A 17311-nucleotide genomic window follows, 5' to 3' on the forward strand; every position below is an offset into this window, starting at 1 on the left:
ACGGCCGACGGTCTTAGCGCAACGCCGAACTCCGCGGGGAGGGGGTCGGCCTCGACTACAGGCCCTCGCCGCGGCAGCTAAGGAGAAGCAGCCCGAATCGCATGATGTGCCGCAGCCTAGCCGAGCCGCGCTCTGTGCGCGGGCCCGTATCAGTATGCGGGACCGCCGCCGGATAAACCCCTAGTGGTGATCAATCCCTCTATTTCAGCAATCATGGTTGCAGCTAGTGACAGCGGCATGACCCAGTGCCACATTGCCGCCATGACCGCCAACCCCACGGGCTTCGACCCCGTCTTCTGCACCATCGTGCCGCCCCACGTCCTGGACACCCTGGCCCGGAGCCAGGACCCGGCACTCGCCGCACCCGCCCGCCGCACCCTGGAGCGGGACTCCATCGAGCGCACCCGCCGCCGGCTGACGACCGTCATCGGCGCGCCCGCGGTCGCCGCACCCGAGGAGGCCGCGGCGGGCAAGCCCCACCGCACCATCCACGACGCCGAGCGCCGCACCGAGCTGCCGGGCCGCAAGGTGCGCGGCGAAGGCGACAAGCCGGGCAAGGACGCCACCGTCAACCGGGCGTACGCGGGCCTCGGCGCGACCTTCGAACTCTTCCAGAAGTCGTACGAGCGGGACTCCATCGACGGCAGCGGCCTGCCGCTGAACGCGACGGTCCACTACGGCGAGGACTACGGGAACGCGTTCTGGAACGGCGAGCAGATGGTCTTCGGCGACGGGGACAAGGAGATCTTCCTCGACTTCACCATCGCCGTGGACGTCATCGGCCACGAGCTGACCCACGGCGTCGTGCAGTACACGGCGAACCTCACCTACTTCGGCCAGCCCGGCGCCCTGAACGAGTCCATGGCGGACGTCTTCGGCTCGATGATCAAGCAGTACACGCTCGGCCAGACCGCCCGGGAGGCCGACTGGCTGATCGGCGCGGGCCTGCTCGCGCCGCGCGTCACCGGCAAGGCCCTGCGTTCGATGAAGGAGCCAGGCACGGCGTACGACGACGACGTGCTCGGCAAGGACCCGCAGCCCGCCGACATGGACCACTACGTGCGCACGGGCCGCGACAACGGCGGCGTGCACATCAACTCCGGCATCCCCAACCGCGCGTTCTACCTGGTCGCGGAGGCGCTCGGCGGCCATTCGTGGGAGCGGGCCGGGCAGATCTGGTACGCCGTGCTGACCGGCGGGGAGCTGGCGCAGGACGCGTCGTTCGAGGACTTCGCGAAGCTGACGGTCGCCGCGGCGCGCCAGAAGTACGGCGAGGGCGAAGAGCTCAAGGCCGTCACCGACGCGTGGTCCGCCGTCAAGGTGCCGGCCACGGACGGCTGATGGCGCGCTACCGGCCGCCCACGGGGTGGAGTAAACAGGACCCATGCGTATCCAGGTGAAGCGCACGGGAGGATTCGCGGGCATCGACCGGCACGCCGAGGTCGACACCTCGGCGCTGGCCGATGCCCCCGAGTGGCACGCGCTGGCGGAACAGGCCATGGCCGAGGGCCGGAGCACACCGCCCATAGGGGTGCCGGACGGCTTCCAGTACCAGCTGACGGTGGACGGGCGCACGGTGTACTGCTCGGATCCGCGGCTGTCCGAGGCGCAGCGGCAGCTGATCTCGCGGGTCCTGAAGGAGGGTTCGTAAAACCTGCACAGTAAAACCTGCGCAGTAAAACATGAGCAGTGAAACATGAGCACTGTTCATCTTTTCGGCGCACGCCCATTGACTTCCGTACTCGGCGGTACGGAAGATCCCGCCCATGGCAGCGACCACGGCGAGCCCGATATCCCCCATGTCCCCCTTGCCTTCATTTCCCCGTGACTTCCTGTGGGGCGTGTCCACCTCGGCCCACCAGATCGAGGGCGCCGCCGATGAGCGGGGCGCATCGGTCTGGGACGCGTTCACGGCCGTGCCGGGCCGGGTGAAGGACGGCACGACGGCGGCCGTCGCCTGCGACCACTACCACCGCTACCGCGAGGACGTGGCGCTGCTGCGCGACCTCGGCGTGGACGCCTACCGCTTCTCGGTCTCCTGGCCGCGCGTGCTGCCCACCGGCACGGGCCCGGTGAACGCGGCGGGCCTGGACTTCTACGACCGCCTCGTCGACGAGCTGTGCGCGGCGGGCGTGCGGCCGGTCCCGACCCTCTTCCACTGGGACACCCCGCTGGCCGTGCAGGAGGCGGGCGGCTGGCGCAGCCGCGCCACCGCCGGGCTCTTCGCCGAGTACGCGGCCGTGGTCGCGGCCCGCATCGGTGACCGCGTCGAGAAGTGGATCACCCTCAACGAACCCGCCGAGCACACCCTGCTCGGGCACGCCCTCGGCCAGCACGCGCCCGGCGAGCGGCTCCTCTTCGACGCGCTGCCGGTCGCCCACCACCAGCTCCTCGCGCACGGCCTCGCGGTCCGGGCGCTGCGGGCGGCGGGCGCGCGGGACATCGGCATCGCCAACTCGCACGGCCCGACCTGGCCCGCGTCCGGCGCCGATGAGGACACGGCGGCCGCCGACTTCTACGACGTACTCCTCAACCGCCTCTTCGCCGACCCGCTGCTGCTCGGCCGCTACCCCGACGGGTGCGGCGAGCTGATGCCGTCGCCCGACCCGGACGCGGACCTGGAGGTCATCGCCGAGCCCCTCGACTGGTACGGGATCAACTTCTACCAGCCGACGAAGGTGGGCGCCCCGCTCCCGCACACCACCGAGTTCTCCGGGCTCACGCTCCCGCCCGAACTCCCCTTCACACCACGGGAGATCGAGGGCTACCCGGTCACGGACTTCGGCTGGCCGGTCGTCCCCGAGGCCCTCACCGAACTCCTCACCGCCTTCCGCGACCGCTACGGCGAGCGCCTGCCGCCCCTCGTGATCACCGAGAACGGCTGCTCCTACGAAGGCCTCGACGACCAGGAGCGGATCGCCTACCTGGACGGGCATCTGCGGGCCCTGCACCGGGCGCTGGAGGCGGGCGTGGACGTGCGGGGCTACTTCGTCTGGTCGCTCATGGACAACTTCGAGTGGGCCGAGGGCTTCCGGCAGCGCTTCGGCCTCGTCCACGTGGATCACGACACGCTGGAGCGCACCCCGAAGGCGTCCTACCACTGGCTGCGCGAGGCCCTGCGGGCGCGGCACGCATGACCGCCACCGCGCTGCGGGAGCCCACCGAGCGGGTCGGCCGGGGCTGGACGGGCGCCTTGTCACTGGCCAACGGCGCGATCTGGGTGGGCTGGTACGGCCCGCTCCAGATCCTGCTCGCCGTGCAGGCCGAGGATCTCGCCCCGGCGGGCACGTCGAAGGAGACGGTGCTGGCCTGGGTGACGGGCGTCGGCGCGGTCGTCTCCCTGGCGGCGAACCCGGTCTTCGGCGCCCTGTCGGACCGCACGACGTCCCGCTGGGGCCGGCGCACCCCGTGGATCGTGGCGGGCACGGCGGGCGGCGCCGCCGCGCTCCTGCTGCTGTCGGCGGCGGGCTCCGTGTGGTGGCTGGCGGCCGGCTGGTGCCTGGTCCAGCTGACCCTGAACGCGGCGTTCGCGGCCGTCACCGCCGCCGTGCCGGACCGGGTGCCGCGCCGCCAGCGGGGCGCGGTCGGCGGCTGGCTCGGGGCGGCGCAGCTCCTTGGCGTGGTGACCGGGACGGGCCTCGCGACGGTGGCGGGCGGCACGGTCGCGGGGTACGCGGCGTGCGCGGTGTTCACCGTGGCGGGCGTCCTGCCCTACGTCGTACGCCACCGCGACCTGCGGCTGCCGACCGCCGAGCGTCCCCCCTGGGACCGGCGGGGCTTCGTGCGGAGCTTCTGGCTCAGTCCCCGGCGCCACCCGGACCTGGCCTGGGCCTGGCTGACCCGCTTCCTGATCAACGTCAGCAACTCCGTGGTGCTGCTCTACCTCCTGTACTTCCTCCGGGACCGGCTGCACCACGGGGATCCGGAGGGCGGCGTGCTGATCCTGACGGCCGTGAACGGCGGGACGATGCTCGCCACCGTCGTGCTCGGCGGCGCCTGGTCGGACCGGGTGGGGCGGCGCAAGCCCTTCGTGATCTGGGCGGGCACGCTGATGGCGGCGGCGACCGGGCTGCTCGCCCTGTGGCAGACCTGGCCGGGGGCGATCGTGGCGGCGGCGCTGCTCGGCGTCGGCTTCGGCGTCTTCACGTCGGTCGACTTCGCCCTGATGACGGACGTCCTGCCCGCGGCCATGGACCGCGGCAAGGACCTCGGCGTCATCAACATCGCCAACTCCCTGCCGCAGGTGGCCGCCCCGGCCATCGCGGCGCCCGTCGTGACCTACCTCGGCGGCTACCGCGTGCTGTATCTGACGGCGGCGGTGATCGGCCTGGCGGGGGCGGTCCTGGTGACGCGGATCAGGGGCGTGGACTGAGCCCGGCGGCCACCGAGGCCGCGGCGGCGTCCGGCGCGTCACCGGCGGCGACGGCGAAGTCCCGCAGGGTTCCCGCGAGCACGTCGCCCGGTGTGTGGTCTCCCATGATGTAACCCGCGCGTGTCAGCTGGGCGATGCCGTGCATGGAGCCGAAGAGCTGGCGCACGAGCAGGTCGGGGTCGGCGTCCGCCCGGAAGCGGCCCGTCTCGACGCAGCGGAGGATCGCGTCGCGCGGGAAGCGCATCATGAACGTACCCATCCGCCGGTCGTCGTCGGAGAGTTCGAACCCGGCGAGTGCGGAGCCGCCGAACATGACCGCGTAGACGTCGGACTCGGCGCGCGCGAACTCCTGGTAGATCCGGCAGAGCCCGGCGAGTTCGGCCACGGGGTCCGTGCCCCGCTCCAGGCCCTGCGCCCGCGCCCGGAACCGCTCGAAGCCCTCCCGCATGACCTCGCGCACGAGTCCGGGCATGGAACCGAAGTGCGTGTACACCGCCATCGTCGAGGCCCCGACCTCCTTGACCAGGCGCCGTGCGCTGAGAGCGGCGGGCCCCTGCTCCGCGAGGACGCGCGCGGCCTCGTCGAGGAGGAGACGGCGGACGTCGGCCGCGTCGCGTTTTCCGGTGGACACGGAAAAAAGCATAACGCCGTTATGAAAAATAACAGCGTTATGCTTCTGGGCGGCGCAGCGGCGGGACGGGGGTCCACCGCTGCGCCTCGTGCTCGGCTCCGGTGCGGGCTAGAAGCCGAGCTTCCGCAGCTGGCGGGGGTCCCGCTGCCAGTCCTTGGCCACCTTCACGTGCAGGTCGAGGAAGACCGGCGTACCGAGCAGCGCCTCGATCTGCTTGCGGGACCTGATGCCGACGTCCTTGAGCCGCTTGCCCTTGGGGCCGATGATGATGCCCTTCTGGCTGGGCCGCTCGATGTAGACGAACGCGTGGATGTCGAGCAGCGGCTTGTCCGCGGGCCGGTCCTCGCGCGGCAGCATCTCCTCCACCACGACCGCGATGGAGTGCGGCAGCTCGTCCCGCACGCCTTCGAGCGCGGCCTCGCGGATCAGCTCGGCGACCATGACCTGCTCGGGCTCGTCCGTGAGGTCGCCCTCGGGGTAGAGCGCGGGGCCCTCGGGCAGCAGCGGCACGATCAGGTCGGCGAGGAGGCTCACCTGCTGGTCGCCGACGGCCGACACGGGCACGATCTCGGCCCACTCGAAGCCGAGCTCCTTGCCGAGCTGGTCGATGGCGATGAGCTGCTCGGCGAGCGTCTTGCTGTCGACGAGGTCGGTCTTCGTGACGACCGCGATCTTCGGCGTCTTCTTGATGGAGGCGAGCTCCTTGGCGATGAAGCGGTCGCCGGGGCCGAGCTTCTCGTTCGCGGGCAGGCAGAAGCCGATGACGTCGACCTCGGCCCACGTGGTCCGTACGACGTCGTTGAGCCGCTCGCCGAGGAGCGTGCGCGGCTTGTGGAGCCCGGGGGTGTCCACCAGGATCAGCTGGGCGTCCGGGCGGTGCACGATGCCCCGCACGGTGTGCCGCGTGGTCTGCGGCTGGTTCGCGGTGATCGCGACCTTCTGGCCGACCAGAGCGTTCGTGAGGGTGGACTTGCCCGCGTTGGGGCGGCCGACGAAGCAGGCGAAGCCGGCGCGGTGGGCGGCCTCGAACGGCTCGGCTGATGACGGGGTACGAACGCTCATGGCGCCCATTGTCCCTGATCCCCGGAGCCCCGCCGCACCGCGAGCCCCCACGGGGCTCGCGGCGTCCGGAATCCGGGATCCGCGACCGCCCTCCCGCGCGGAGGCGTCCGCCCGCGTCAGCCCGCCTCGACCCTCGCCCGGACCTCACCGTCGGGCCCCGCCAGGAAGACCGGCGTACCGGCCCCGCCGAGGTCACGCACGGCGGCGAGGTCCTCCGTGGTGAGCGCGTCGGCGCCGGAGACCACGGCCGCGGCCTCCAGCGACTCGGCCCCCGAGGCGACCGCCATCGCCACGGCGGTCCGCAGCGCGGACAGCTGAAGCGACTCAAGGGCCACGGTCCCCGCCACGTACGTACGGCCCGTCTCGTCCCGCACGGCCGCGCCCTCGGGCACGCCGTTGCGGACCCGGGCGGAACGGGCCAGGGTGACGATCTTGCGGTCCTCGGGACCGAGGTCGGTGCTCTGCGTCATGCCACGAGCATAAGGAGCACCCCACCACCACCGGGAGCCACCCCGCGCCAGGCGCGCACCACCGCCCGCCGGGCCCGAAAACGGCCCGGCCGCTCAGCGGCGGGCCGTCACGCCGTCCGGCGAACGGTGGGGCACGGCGGCCGGAGCCGGTCCCGAGGCCAGGACGAGGAAGGCCGTCCAGGCCTCGGGGCGGAAGGTGAGCACGGCGCCGCGGCGCTGCTTGGAGTCGCGCACGAGAACCGCCTCACCGGTCCACGCGGTCTCCACACAGGTGTCGTCCGCGCCATCGCTCGCGCTGCTCTTGCGCCAGGTCCGTGAGCTGCCCACGCTTCCCCTCCACCCCGGGTGCGGAAGGCGACACGCAGCACCTCTTCCAGAATAACGGGACGTCACACGATTATGAACGGCCCGGTTCTCGCCAAGGCCCCGCGCCCCAGGGCGAGTTACTCCTGCGCCACGAGGGAAGGAGAACAGCGCGCGGGGCCACTCAGGGGCGGTCGAGGCGCAGTCGTCGGGCTCGGGGCAGGCCCGCGACCACCAGATCGTATGAGTCCTCGATCAGTTCCCTGAGCTGCCGGTCGGGGAGATCGCCGTCGACCGTCACCGTGTTCCAGTGGCGCTTGTTCATGTGCCAGCCCGGGGCGATCTCCGGGTGCGCGGCCCGCAGCTGGACCGCCAGGTCCGGGTCGCACTTGAGGTTGACGGTGAGCGGGCGTCCGCCGAGGGCCGTGAGCGCGAACATCTTCCCGGCCACCTTGAAGACCGAGGTCTCCGGGTCGAACGGGAAGTCCTCCACCGCGTCGTTGAAGGAGAGGCAGAACGTCCGCAGCTCATCGGGGGTCACTCGGGCTCTCCCTCCGCCGTCGCACCGGCAGGGGCGACCGGCTCCACCAGTACCGTCACGATCTTGTTCCGGCGGCCCGCGGCCGACTCCGCGGTGAGCTTCAGCTCCCGCCCGTCCGGCAGCGGCACGACCGCCGAGGCGCCCGCGATCGGGACCCTGCCCAGCTGCTTGGCGAGCAGGCCGCCGACCGTCTCCACGTCCTCGTCGTCGAACTCGTCGAACCCGAAGAGCTCCCCGAGGTCGCCGATGTCCAGCCGCGCCGTCACGCGGTAGCAGCCGTCCACCAGCTCCTCCACCGGCGGCAGCTCACGGTCGTACTCGTCGGTGATCTCCCCGACGATCTCCTCCAGGATGTCCTCGATGGTCACGATGCCGGCCGTGCCGCCGTACTCGTCGATGACCACGGCCACGTGGTTGCGCTCCTGCTGCATCTCGCGCAGCAGGTCGCCCGCGTTCTTCGTGTCGGGCACGAAGGTCGCGGGCCGCATCGCCGTCGAGACCAGCTCGGACTCGCTGTCGCGGTTGATGTGCGTCTTGCGGGCCAGGTCCTTGAGGTACACCATGCCGACGATGTCGTCCTCGCTCTCCCCCGTCACGGGTATGCGCGAGAAGCCGGAGCGCAGCGCGAGGGTGAGGGCCTGGCGGATCGTCTTGAACCGTTCGATGGCGACCAGGTCGGTGCGGGGCACCATGACCTCGCGCACCAGGGTGTCGCCGAGCTCGAAGACGGAGTGCACCATGCGGCGCTCCTCGTCCTCGATCAGGGACTCCTTCTCGGCGAGGTCGACCATCGCGCGCAGCTCCGCCTCGGAGGCGAAGGGGCCGCGCCGGAAGCCCTTGCCGGGCGTCAAGGCGTTGCCGATGAGGATCAGCAGGGGCGGGATGGGGCCCATGATCCGGGCCAGCGGCAGCAGCACGTACGCCGCCGCGGTCGCGGTGTTCAGCGGGTGCTGGCGGCCGATGGTGCGCGGGGAGACGCCCACGGCGACGTAGCTGACGAGGACCATCACGCCGATGGCGATCGCGAGGGCCTCCCAGGTGCGGTCGAACTCCTTGAGGCAGGCGTACGTCACCAGGGCCGACGCGGCCATCTCGCACGCCACGCGCACCAGCAGCGCCACGTTGAGATAGCGGGTCGGGTCGGCGGCGACCTGCGCGAGCTTCGCGCTGCCGCGCCGCCCGGAGCGGACCGCCTCGTCGGCGCGGAAGCTGGAGACCCGGGCGATGCCGGCCTCGGCGCACGCCGCGAGCCAGGCCACGACGACCAGGGCGACGGCCCCGGCGATCAGCTGGAAACTCATGGCGTCAGGAGACGGTGGGCGCCGGGGAGGGGCCGGTGAGGCCCTTCTCCGCGCGCCAGCCGTCGACGATCGCCGCCTGGAGCCCGAACATCTCGGCCTTCTCGTCGGGCTCCTCGTGGTCGTACCCCAGCAGGTGCAGCACCCCGTGGACGGTCAGGAGCTGGAGCTCCTCGTCCATGGAGTGCTGCGTCGGGGCGTCCTTGCCCTGCTGGATGGCGACCTCGGGGCAGAGCACGATGTCACCGAGGAGGCCCTGCGGGGGCTCCTCGTCGTCCTTCATGGGCGGCCGCAGCTCGTCCATGGGGAAGGACATGACGTCCGTGGGCCCGGGCAGGTCCATCCACTGGATGTGCAGCTGCTCCATGGCGTCGGCGTCCACGACGATCACCGAGAGCTCGGAGAGCGGGTGGATGCGCATCCGCGCGAGGGCGTAGCGGGCGATGTCGAGGATCGCCTGCTCGTCGACCTCGGTTCCGGATTCGTTGTTGACGTCGATCGACATGGTGGTGCTGGTCTACTTCCCGTCGCGGCTGTCGTGCTGCTCGTACGCGTCGACGATACGGCCGACCAGCTTGTGCCGTACGACATCGTGGGACGTCAGGCGCGAGAAGTGGATGTCCTCGACGCCCTCCAGGATCTGCTGGACCTCGCGCAGGCCGCTCTTGGTGCCGCCCGGCAGGTCGACCTGGGTGACGTCACCGGTGATGACGATCTTCGAGTCGAAGCCGAGGCGGGTGAGGAACATCTTCATCTGCTCGGCGCTGGTGTTCTGCGCCTCGTCGAGGATGATGAACGCGTCGTTGAGCGTGTTGTGTGTCAGCAGGAAGTCCTGTGTGACGTACAGCGAATCCTCGGCCGCCACCTGGATGCAGACCGTCTCTTCGCGGCCCGCGGGTTCGATGGAGTCGATGAAGCGCATGGGGCGGCCGCCGCCTCCGGCCGCGCGGTACGTGTCGCGTTTGCGAGCGAGACGGAAGGGCTCGATGCCGTCGGGCAGGCGGATGTCGACGACGTGCGCGTCGCGGCGATGAGCGGCCAGGGCAGTGCCCTTGGCTCGGCCCTCGGCCGGACGGCGCCGGGTGTAGGCGACACCGCCGAGGGACTGGACGAGCGCGATCACGTCGTCCCGCAGCACGATCGACGCTGTCGAATACTGGATGCGGCAGGTGCGGTCGTCTTGGGTGACCGGGCCGCCATCGGAGTCGAGCAGGCCCTGGAGGACGGCCAGACGGACCTCCGCCGTGTTGAACAGGTAGTCGTCCGGCACGAACTTGGAGTGCGATCGGCTCCCGAACAGGTCCAGTTCCCGCATGACGCGGGTGACCGGGTTCTCCAGCGTGACCACGTCACCCGGTGACTTCACCCGGTTCAGGACGTAATCAGGACCGCCCTTGTGCCGGACGGTGACGCCAGGAAGTGCCGCCTCCAGCGCTTGTGCGAGCTCGACGTCCCCGGTGGCGAACGAGGGCGTGGTGGAGCCTGTCAGGCAGCCGTCGCCGAGGAGCAGGCCGAGCGCGTACGGATCCATGGGGACCTCGCGCCTGGGAAACTCGACGGGCGCGGTGAGCATCGGCAGCTCGTACCGGCGGGCGTGCCCCGCGCGCAGATTGCCGATCATCTCCTGGGTTTCCAGGACCCGCCACGGCTTGTCCCGGCGTTTGTCCGCCGCCGTGCGGACCGTCCACAGGTGCTCGCCGCAGCACAGGGTCCAGGAGCCGTCCTGGGCGGTGACACGGTAGACGGCCTTTTCCCCCTGGGGGTAGACGCCGAGGACCGGGGTCGGCTCACCGTTCGAGCCCATGACGAGGTCACCGACCCGGAGATCCCCGATCGGACGCCAGCCGTCCGGTGTCAGGACGTTGGTGAAGCGCGGCTGGGCGCGGCCGCGCATGTAGGCCAGCGGCGCCACCTCGATCGTCCCCGCCGCCATCAGGCGCGGGATCGAGTCGGGGTCGAGCATGTCGTGCAGCGCGTCGTAGAGCGGGCGCAGGTACGGGTCGATCTTCTCGTAGAGCGTGCCGGGCAGGAAGCCGAGGCGCTCGCCCGCCTCGACCGCGGGCCGGGTCAGGATGATGCGGTTGACCTGCTTGGACTGCAGGGCCTGCACGGCCTTGGCCATGGCGAGGTAGGTCTTGCCCGTACCGGCGGGGCCGATTCCGAAGACGATGGTGTGCTTGTCGATCGCGTCGACGTACCGCTTCTGGTTGAGGGTCTTGGGGCGGATGGTGCGCCCGCGCGACGAGAGGATGTTCTGCGTGAGGACCTCGGCGGGGGTCTCCTCCACGCCGCTGCCGTTCTCGTCCGCCCTCAGCATGGCGATCGAGCGTTCCACTGCGTCCTCCGTCATCGGCTGACCGGTGCGGAGCACCAGCATCATCTGGTCGAACAAGCGCTGGATGAGGGCGACCTCGTGGGCGGTGCCCACGGCGCTGATCTCATTGCCCCGGACATGGATGTCGGCCGCCGGGAAGGCCTTCTCGATCACGCGCAGCAGGGCGTCGCCGGAACCGAGGACGGTCACCATCGGATGCTTCGCCGGGACCGTGAAGTGGGCTCGCGCCTGGTCCTGCGCCGTGTGAGTTGTGGGTGTCTGAGTCATGGGCCGGCTCTGAAGGCCTGCTCATCCTCCTCGTGCGGGGCTTGGTGGCCGCTCGACAGCCTTGCACTGCCAAGGGTACGACGCGGCACTGTCAGTGCCGTAGGGCTTTTCCGCCGGGGCGGCTACGCCGAGCGGAAGCCGATGGTCGGCACCGCCCTGCGCAGCGGCCACGGACGGCTCGCGGCAGGCAGCAGCTCCTCCAGGAAGCTGTACCGCCGCAGCGCCACCGGGTCCTGCTCGTCGAACTCCCGTACGCGCCGCCACCAGGCCCCCACCTCCGCCCAGCCGGGCGCGGACAGGGACCCGCCGAACTCCTGCACGGAGAGCGCCGCGGTGAGCCCGGCGAAGGCCAGCCGGTCGGCCAGCGGCCAGCCCGCCAGCGTCCCGGTGACGAAGCCCGCCACGAAGACGTCCCCGGCCCCGGTGGGGTCGAGCGCCTCGACCTCGATGGCGGGGACGTCGGCGGTCTCGCCGGTCCGCGCGTCCACCGCATACGCCCCTTCCGCACCCAGCGTCACGACCGCCAGCGGCACGTGATCGGTCAGGGCCCTGGCCGCGGCCCGCGGGCAGGACGTGCGGGTGTAGCGCATCGCCTCTTCGGCGTTGGGCAGGAACGCCTCGCAGTGCCCCAGGTCGGCGAGTCCGGCGAGGTCCCACCGCCCGGTGTCGTCCCAGCCGACGTCGGCGAAGATCCGGGTGCCGCTGCGGGCGGCCTGCGCGATCCAGGGGGCGCGGACGCCGGGCGTCAGGGAGGCGACGGCGGCGCGGGCGCGGGGCGGGCAGAAGGGGGCGCCGCCGTCCGGGGCATCGGCGTCGGGGGGCGGCTCGTGGCCGTGGCTGACCATGGTCCGCTCGCCCTCGTACGCCATGGAGACCGTCACCGGGGTGTGCCAGCCGGGCACGATCCGGGACGAGGCGAGGTCGATGCCCTCGCCCCCTTCGAGGGCGTCCCAGCAGTACTCCCCGTAGTGGTCGTCGCCGAAGGCGGCGGCCAGGGACGTATGCAGGCCGAGACGGGCGAGCGCGGTCGCCATGTTCGCGACGCCGCCGGGGCTCGACCCCATGCCGCGTGCCCAGGACTCGGTCCCGCGCACGGGCGCGGAGTCGAGCCCGGTGAAGATGATGTCGAGGAAGACCGTGCCGGTGAGGTAGACGTCGCAGGCCGGGTCGCCGGCTCTGCGGGCCGCCTTCAGCGGGTCGACGGTGGGCTGTACGGGTACGACCATGCAGGCAACGTAACGGACGGCGCGCCCCGGAGGCCGGGGTTACCGGTGTGCCGCGGGGGTGCCGGGCGCTACCAGCGCGGCACCGCGGGCGTCGTCCAGCCGGGGTCGGCCACCCGCATCGCCGCCGCGTCGTCCCGCTCCCGCAGGGCGCGGAAGTCCTCGTCGAGCCAGCGCGCGTGCAGGGCGGCGAGCTTGTCCCGGTCGAGCTCGACGCCGAGGCCGGGGGTGTCGGTGACGGTGACCTTGCCGTCCGTGAACCGCGGGCGGGAGGTCAGCACGTCCTCGGACTGCCAGGGGTAGTGCGAGTCGCAGGCGTGGTCGAGGCCGGGCACGGTCGCCGCCACCTGCGTCATCGCGGCGAGGCTGATGCCCAGGTGGGTGTTGGAGTGCATGGAGACGGCGACCCCGAACGTCCGGCACACCGCGGCCAGCTCCCGCGTGCGCCGCAGCCCGCCCCAGTAGTGGTGGTCGGAGAGGACGACCTGCACGGCGCCCTTCGCGAAGGCCTCCGGGATCTCCTGGAAGGTGGTCACGCACATGTTCGTGGCGAGCGGCACGGACGTCCGGGCCGCGACCTCGGCCATGGCGGGCGTGCCGAGCGCGGGGTCCTCCAGGTACTCCAGTACGTCGCCGAGATCGGCGGCGACCTTCAGCGACGTCTCCACGGACCAGGCCCCGTTGGGGTCCAGCCGCAGCGGCCTGCCGGGGAAGGCCTCGGCGAGGGCGCGGAGGGCGGCGACCTCCTCGTCCGGCGGGAAGACGCCGCCCTTGAGCTTGAAGGACCCGAAGCCGTGGCGCTCGGTGAACAGCCGGGCCTGGGCGACGATCCCGGCCGGGTCGAGGGCGGCGCCCCACCCGTCGTCCGGCTCGCTCGGGCGGCCCGCGGGATGCTCGGCCCACTTGTAGAACAGGTAGGCGCTGTACTCGACGGCGTCCCGCACCTTGCCGCCGAGCAGTGCGTGCACGGGCAGCCCGAGCGCCTTGCCGAGCGCGTCCAGGCAGGCGACCTCGAACCCGGAGACGATGGACAGCCGCAGCTTGTCGGCGCTCTGCACGCCGCGCAGACCGCCGACATCCACCGCGTCGTCCACCCGGGCCGCGTCGACGGCCACCTCGTCCGCGAGTGTGAACAGCCGGTTCACGTCGGAGACCCGGCACCCCGGCAGCCGCTCGGCCAGGGGCCGCACGAGCTCCAGGTACTTCACGTCGCCGTAGGTCTCCCCGATCCCGGTCACCCCACCCGCCGTGACCACCTCGACGATGAGGCGCGGCGTGTAGGGCTGGTGGACGCCCTGGGTGTTGAGCAGCGGTGGGTCGGCGACCAGGACCGGCGTGAGGCGGACATCGGTGATGACCAAGCTCTGTCCATACATGGGAACGGAGACTAGGTATGCGAACGACCGCCGTCAACGGTGCGGGACGACCCCGATGAGGCGCGCTACAGCTCCGCCTCGATCAGATCCGCCGCCCGCGAGGTGCCGCCCGCCGCCCGGACCTCCGCCTTCAACCGCGCGCAGCGCTCGGCGACTTCCGGGTCCGAGACCAGAGCGAGCAGCGCCGACCGCAGCGCGTCACCCGTGGCGTCCTCCGTGTCCAGGCGCCGCGCCACGCCCAGTTCCACCAGCCGGTCCGCGTTCATCGGCTGCTCGGCCCCCTGCGGTACGGCGATCATCGGCACACCGGTGTAGAGCCCCTCACCGGAACTTCCCATGCCGGCATGGGTGACGAACGCGTCGGCCTGCTCCAGGATCGCCAACTGCGGCACCCAGGAGCGGACCTCGATGTTCGCGGGCAGGTCCGCGCCCAGCTCGGCGGGGTCGACGTGCTTGCCGATCTGGAGGACGACATGCCAGCCCGGCAGGTCCCCGAAGGCGGCCACGCACCGGCGGTAGAACTCGGGCTGCTTGGTGTACGCCGAGCCGAGCGAGACCAGGAGCACCTTCTCGGCGCCCTCGGGGCGCGCCCAGCCGCCTCGCCGCGCACGGTCGCCGAAGCACGGCCCGACGAAGTCGACCCGGGGGCCGACGGTGTCCGCGTGCGGCTGCATCGCCCGCGGGATCGTGGCGAGGGCCCGCGGCGGGACGCCCGAGAACTCGCCGACGTCGAGCGTGGTGGCCCCGCACCCGGCGAGCCACTCCGTGAAGCGGGCCTCCAGCACATCGGCGCCGGGAAGCCGCGCGAGATGCGCGCCGACGTCCTCCTGGTAGCTGCCCCAGGCCACGAAGGTCGGCGAGAGCTGCACGACGGGCCGCCCCTGAGCCTCGGCGAGCGCCCGGCCGACGTACGCGCCGATGTCGTACAGGTACAGGTCCGCGGGGTCGTCGTCGTACACCGCGCGCAGCTGCGGGAGCACCGCCATCGCGTCGTCGAGGAAGAGCGCGCTCGCCTCGATCGGGTCGTCGGGCCAGATGTTGTCGCGGTGCGGGAGTGTCGAGTCGTACGGGACGAGTTCGGCGCCGGTGGGCTCGATCAGGTGGGCGACGGCCGGGTCGTCGGCGTACGTCACGCGGTGGCCGCGCGCGGCCAGCTCACGGATGATCTCCAGGCCGGGCAGCACATGGCTGATCATCGGCACGCCGATCATGGCGATGTGGGCACGCCGACGGGAGGGTCCACGGGATGACATGAGGGATCCTTCGAGTACAGAGCTACGGAGTCAGGGACAAGGCACGACGGGCCGCCGCCCCGGCCCCGAAGGGCGGGCGGTGGCCACGGGAAGCCGTGTCAGCCGTAGATCTGCGCGATGGAGTCCATACCGGGACCGTAGCCCGGCGCCCGGCGGTCGGTCGAACGAATAAGTTCAGTCGAATAAGCTCAGTCGAACGAATAGGCCTCGACCTCGGCGAGGTAGCGCGCCCGCAGCTCCTCGTCCGCGGCGTCCCGGTCGAGGAAGGCCGCCTCGAAGGAGTTCCGCGCCAGCGTGCGCAGCTGCTCCTGGCCGATGCCGAGCGCCTCGCGCACGGCGTGGAAGGTGTCGTCGACGTATCCGCCGAAGTAGGCCGGATCGTCGGAGTTGACCGTGCACATCAGCCCGGCGTCGAGCATCCGCGCCAGCGGGTGGTCCTCCAGCATGTCGATGGCGCGCAGCCGGACATTGGAGAGCGGGCAGAGCGTGAGCGGCACGCGCTCGCGGGCCAGGCGCTCGACCAGCTCCGGGTCCTCCATGCAGCGCAGCCCGTGGTCGACGCGCTCGACGCGCAGCACGTCCAGGGCCTCGGTGATGTACGCGGGCGGGCCCTCCTCACCGGCGTGCGCGACGAGCCGCAGGCCGAGGGCGGCGGCGGCCTCGTACACCTCCTTGAACTTGACCGGCGGGTGGCCGACCTCGGCGGAGTCGAGGCCGACGCCGATGATCCGGTCGAGGTAGGGCTCGGCGGCCCGGAGGGTCTCCATCGCGGACTCGGCGGACTCGTCGCGCAGGAAGCACATGATGAGGCGCGTGGAGACGCCGTGCCGCTCCTCGCTGCGGTCCAGCGCGCGGGACAGGCCCTCGATGACGGTGCCGATGGGCACGCCGCGCGCGATGTGGGCCTGCGGGTCGAAGAAGATCTCCGCGTGCCGCACGCCCTGGGCTGCGGCGCGGGTGAGGTAGGCGTCGGCGAGTTCCTCGAAGTCGGCCTCGGTGCGCAGCACGGCCATCAGACCGTAGTACAGGTCCAGGAAGGACTGGAGGTCCTCGAAGAGGTAGGCCTCGCGCAGCTCTTCGGTGTCGGCGTAGGGCAGCTCGACGTTGTTGCGCGCGGCCAGCGCGAAGGCCAGCTCGGGTTCGAGGGTGCCTTCGATGTGGAGGTGGAGTTCGGCCTTGGGGATCGGCATGGTGCGGTCTCGCTCAGTTCTGTGCTGTGTGGGGGGCTGTGCGGTGTGGAGGAGCTGTGCTGTGCGGGGGTCAGGTGCGTTTGGGCAGGGGGATGCGCGACAGGTCGCGGGCGACGGTGAGTTCGCCGTCGTATCCGGCGGCGCGGGCCTGCTGTTCGTAGGCGCCCGGGTCGGGGTAGCGCTGGCTGAAATGCGTCAGCACGAGATGCCGTACGCCCGCGTCGACGGCGACCCGGGCGGCCTGACCTGCCGTCAGGTGGCCGTGGTCGGCGGCGAGTTGCTCGTCCTCGTCGAGGAACGTCGACTCGATGACCAGCATGTCGCACCCCTCGGCGAGCGCGTGCACGCCGTCGCAGAGCCGGGTGTCCATCACGAAGGCGAACCGCTGCCCGCGCCGCGCCTCGCTCACCTCCTCCAGCGTGACGCCGCCGAGGACGCCCTCCTTCTGGAGCCGCCCGACGTCGGGCCCCTTGATGCCGCGCTCGGCCAGCAGCTCCGGCAGCATGCGGCGCCCGTCGGGCTCGGTGAGGCGGTAGCCGTACGACTCGACGGGGTGGGAGAGCTTCCTCGCCTCGAGGGTGTACGAGGGGGTGGTGGCCAGCGGCCCGTCGGCGGCGACCGGGGCCTCGGCGAGCGCGACGGTCTCGCGGTAGGCCGTCGCGTACCGCAGGCGGTCGAAGAAGCGCTGCCCGGAGGCCGGGTAGTGGGCGGTGACGGGGTGCGGGACCCGGTCGAGGTTGAGGCGCTGGATCACCCCGGCGAGGCCGAGGCTGTGGTCGCCGTGGAAGTGGGTGACGCAGATCCGGTGCAGGTCGTGCGCGGCGACCCCGGCGCGCAGCATCTGCCGCTGCGTGCCCTCGCCGGGGTCGAACATGATGCCCTGGCCGTCCCAGAGCAGCACGTAGCCGTTGTGGTTGCGGTGCCGGGTCGGGACCTGGCTGGCGGTGCCGAGCACCACCAGTTCACGTGAGGACAAGAGGGGCCGGCCCC

At 71.7% G+C, this 17311-nt stretch carries 17 protein-coding genes; 4 read left to right on the forward strand and 13 right to left on the reverse strand.

The features are described 5' to 3' along the window. The first annotated feature begins 261 nt into the window (after positions 1-261). The 4 genes from KKZ08_RS12845 to KKZ08_RS12860 all read left to right on the forward strand — a co-directional run bounded on the left by KKZ08_RS12845 (position 262) and on the right by KKZ08_RS12860 (position 4372). Positions 262-1341 carry a M4 family metallopeptidase gene (locus KKZ08_RS12845; protein WP_223774574.1) on the forward strand — a complete coding sequence of 360 codons (1080 nt, stop codon included), beginning with the start codon at positions 262-264 and terminating at the stop codon, positions 1339-1341. A gap of 43 nt (positions 1342-1384) precedes the next feature. Then, positions 1385-1651, forward strand: a complete 267-nt coding sequence (locus KKZ08_RS12850) for a protealysin inhibitor emfourin (RefSeq protein WP_223774575.1) — start codon at positions 1385-1387, stop codon at positions 1649-1651. A 148-nt stretch (positions 1652-1799) separates the two neighbouring features. Beyond that, the gene (locus tag KKZ08_RS12855) at positions 1800-3137 is read left to right on the forward strand and encodes a GH1 family beta-glucosidase (RefSeq protein WP_223779033.1); all 1338 of its coding nucleotides are present in this window, start codon (positions 1800-1802) and stop codon (positions 3135-3137) included. Next, on the forward strand, positions 3134-4372 hold the full coding sequence (locus KKZ08_RS12860; RefSeq protein WP_223774576.1) for an MFS transporter: 1239 nt from the start codon (positions 3134-3136) through the stop codon (positions 4370-4372). Before KKZ08_RS12855 ends, KKZ08_RS12860 begins: the two co-directional genes overlap by 4 nt. On the opposite strand, the gene KKZ08_RS12865 is transcribed toward KKZ08_RS12860, so the two are convergent. The 13 genes from KKZ08_RS12865 to KKZ08_RS12925 all read right to left on the reverse strand — a co-directional run bounded on the left by KKZ08_RS12865 (position 4356) and on the right by KKZ08_RS12925 (position 17297). Continuing rightward, complete coding sequence (locus tag KKZ08_RS12865) at positions 4356-5003, reverse strand: TetR/AcrR family transcriptional regulator (protein ID WP_223774577.1); 648 nt, start codon at positions 5001-5003, stop codon at positions 4356-4358. The two genes, KKZ08_RS12860 and KKZ08_RS12865, sit on opposite strands and share 17 nt — an antisense overlap. A gap of 108 nt (positions 5004-5111) precedes the next feature. Then, a complete protein-coding gene (era, locus tag KKZ08_RS12870) occupies positions 5112-6065 on the reverse strand; it encodes a GTPase Era (RefSeq protein ID WP_223774578.1) in 954 nt (317 codons plus the stop codon). Positions 6066-6181: 116 nt separating this feature from the next. Beyond that, positions 6182-6535, reverse strand: a complete 354-nt coding sequence (locus tag KKZ08_RS12875) for a cytidine deaminase (protein ID WP_223774579.1) — start codon at positions 6533-6535, stop codon at positions 6182-6184. Between the two features lie 93 nt (positions 6536-6628). Further along, complete coding sequence (locus KKZ08_RS12880; protein ID WP_223774580.1) at positions 6629-6862, reverse strand: DUF397 domain-containing protein; 234 nt, start codon at positions 6860-6862, stop codon at positions 6629-6631. Positions 6863-7022: 160 nt separating this feature from the next. After that, complete coding sequence (locus tag KKZ08_RS12885; protein WP_223774581.1) at positions 7023-7379, reverse strand: MmcQ/YjbR family DNA-binding protein; 357 nt, start codon at positions 7377-7379, stop codon at positions 7023-7025. After that, entirely contained in the window at positions 7376-8680 is a 1305-nt protein-coding gene (locus KKZ08_RS12890; RefSeq protein ID WP_223774582.1) for a hemolysin family protein, read from the reverse strand. The genes KKZ08_RS12885 and KKZ08_RS12890 overlap by 4 nt, the downstream gene beginning before the upstream one ends. A 4-nt stretch (positions 8681-8684) precedes the next feature. Then, positions 8685-9182, reverse strand: a complete 498-nt coding sequence (ybeY, locus tag KKZ08_RS12895; protein ID WP_223774583.1) for an rRNA maturation RNase YbeY — start codon at positions 9180-9182, stop codon at positions 8685-8687. Positions 9183-9194: 12 nt separating this feature from the next. After that, on the reverse strand, positions 9195-11279 hold the full coding sequence (locus tag KKZ08_RS12900; RefSeq protein ID WP_223774584.1) for a PhoH family protein: 2085 nt from the start codon (positions 11277-11279) through the stop codon (positions 9195-9197). Between the two features lie 122 nt (positions 11280-11401). Next, complete coding sequence (locus tag KKZ08_RS12905) at positions 11402-12505, reverse strand: PfkB family carbohydrate kinase (protein ID WP_223774585.1); 1104 nt, start codon at positions 12503-12505, stop codon at positions 11402-11404. A gap of 68 nt (positions 12506-12573) precedes the next feature. Next, on the reverse strand, positions 12574-13878 hold the full coding sequence (locus tag KKZ08_RS12910) for a glucarate dehydratase family protein (RefSeq protein WP_223774586.1): 1305 nt from the start codon (positions 13876-13878) through the stop codon (positions 12574-12576). 65 nt (positions 13879-13943) lie between these two features. Next, positions 13944-15131 carry a macrolide family glycosyltransferase gene (locus KKZ08_RS12915; protein ID WP_223774587.1) on the reverse strand — a complete coding sequence of 396 codons (1188 nt, stop codon included), beginning with the start codon at positions 15129-15131 and terminating at the stop codon, positions 13944-13946. Positions 15132-15319: 188 nt separating this feature from the next. Then, complete coding sequence (locus KKZ08_RS12920) at positions 15320-16321, reverse strand: adenosine deaminase (protein WP_223774588.1); 1002 nt, start codon at positions 16319-16321, stop codon at positions 15320-15322. 70 nt (positions 16322-16391) lie between these two features. Then, on the reverse strand, positions 16392-17297 hold the full coding sequence (locus KKZ08_RS12925; RefSeq protein WP_223774589.1) for a ribonuclease Z: 906 nt from the start codon (positions 17295-17297) through the stop codon (positions 16392-16394). Positions 17298-17311 lie beyond the last annotated feature (14 nt).

It is taken from the genome of Streptomyces sp. 135 (assembly GCF_020026305.1).
Lineage (GTDB): Bacteria > Actinomycetota > Actinomycetes > Streptomycetales > Streptomycetaceae > Streptomyces.

Excerpts from the sequence above, each read along its gene's own strand:
- KKZ08_RS12875 (WP_223774579.1), bottom strand. The coding sequence starts at position 6,535 with ATGACGCAGAGCACCGACCTCGGTCCCGAGGACCGCAAGATCGTCACC.
- KKZ08_RS12890 (WP_223774582.1), bottom strand. The coding sequence starts at position 8,680 with ATGAGTTTCCAGCTGATCGCCGGGGCCGTCGCCCTGGTCGTCGTGGCC.
- KKZ08_RS12920 (WP_223774588.1), bottom strand. The coding sequence starts at position 16,321 with ATGCCGATCCCCAAGGCCGAACTCCACCTCCACATCGAAGGCACCCTC.
- KKZ08_RS12900 (WP_223774584.1), bottom strand. The coding sequence starts at position 11,279 with ATGACTCAGACACCCACAACTCACACGGCGCAGGACCAGGCGCGAGCC.
- KKZ08_RS12915 (WP_223774587.1), bottom strand. The coding sequence starts at position 15,131 with ATGTCATCCCGTGGACCCTCCCGTCGGCGTGCCCACATCGCCATGATC.
- KKZ08_RS12845 (WP_223774574.1), top strand. The coding sequence starts at position 262 with ATGACCGCCAACCCCACGGGCTTCGACCCCGTCTTCTGCACCATCGTG.
- KKZ08_RS12850 (WP_223774575.1), top strand. The coding sequence starts at position 1,385 with ATGCGTATCCAGGTGAAGCGCACGGGAGGATTCGCGGGCATCGACCGG.
- KKZ08_RS12860 (WP_223774576.1), top strand. The coding sequence starts at position 3,134 with ATGACCGCCACCGCGCTGCGGGAGCCCACCGAGCGGGTCGGCCGGGGC.
- KKZ08_RS12855 (WP_223779033.1), top strand. The coding sequence starts at position 1,800 with ATGTCCCCCTTGCCTTCATTTCCCCGTGACTTCCTGTGGGGCGTGTCC.
- ybeY (WP_223774583.1), bottom strand. The coding sequence starts at position 9,182 with ATGTCGATCGACGTCAACAACGAATCCGGAACCGAGGTCGACGAGCAG.
- KKZ08_RS12905 (WP_223774585.1), bottom strand. The coding sequence starts at position 12,505 with ATGGTCGTACCCGTACAGCCCACCGTCGACCCGCTGAAGGCGGCCCGC.
- era (WP_223774578.1), bottom strand. The coding sequence starts at position 6,065 with ATGAGCGTTCGTACCCCGTCATCAGCCGAGCCGTTCGAGGCCGCCCAC.
- KKZ08_RS12910 (WP_223774586.1), bottom strand. The coding sequence starts at position 13,878 with ATGTATGGACAGAGCTTGGTCATCACCGATGTCCGCCTCACGCCGGTC.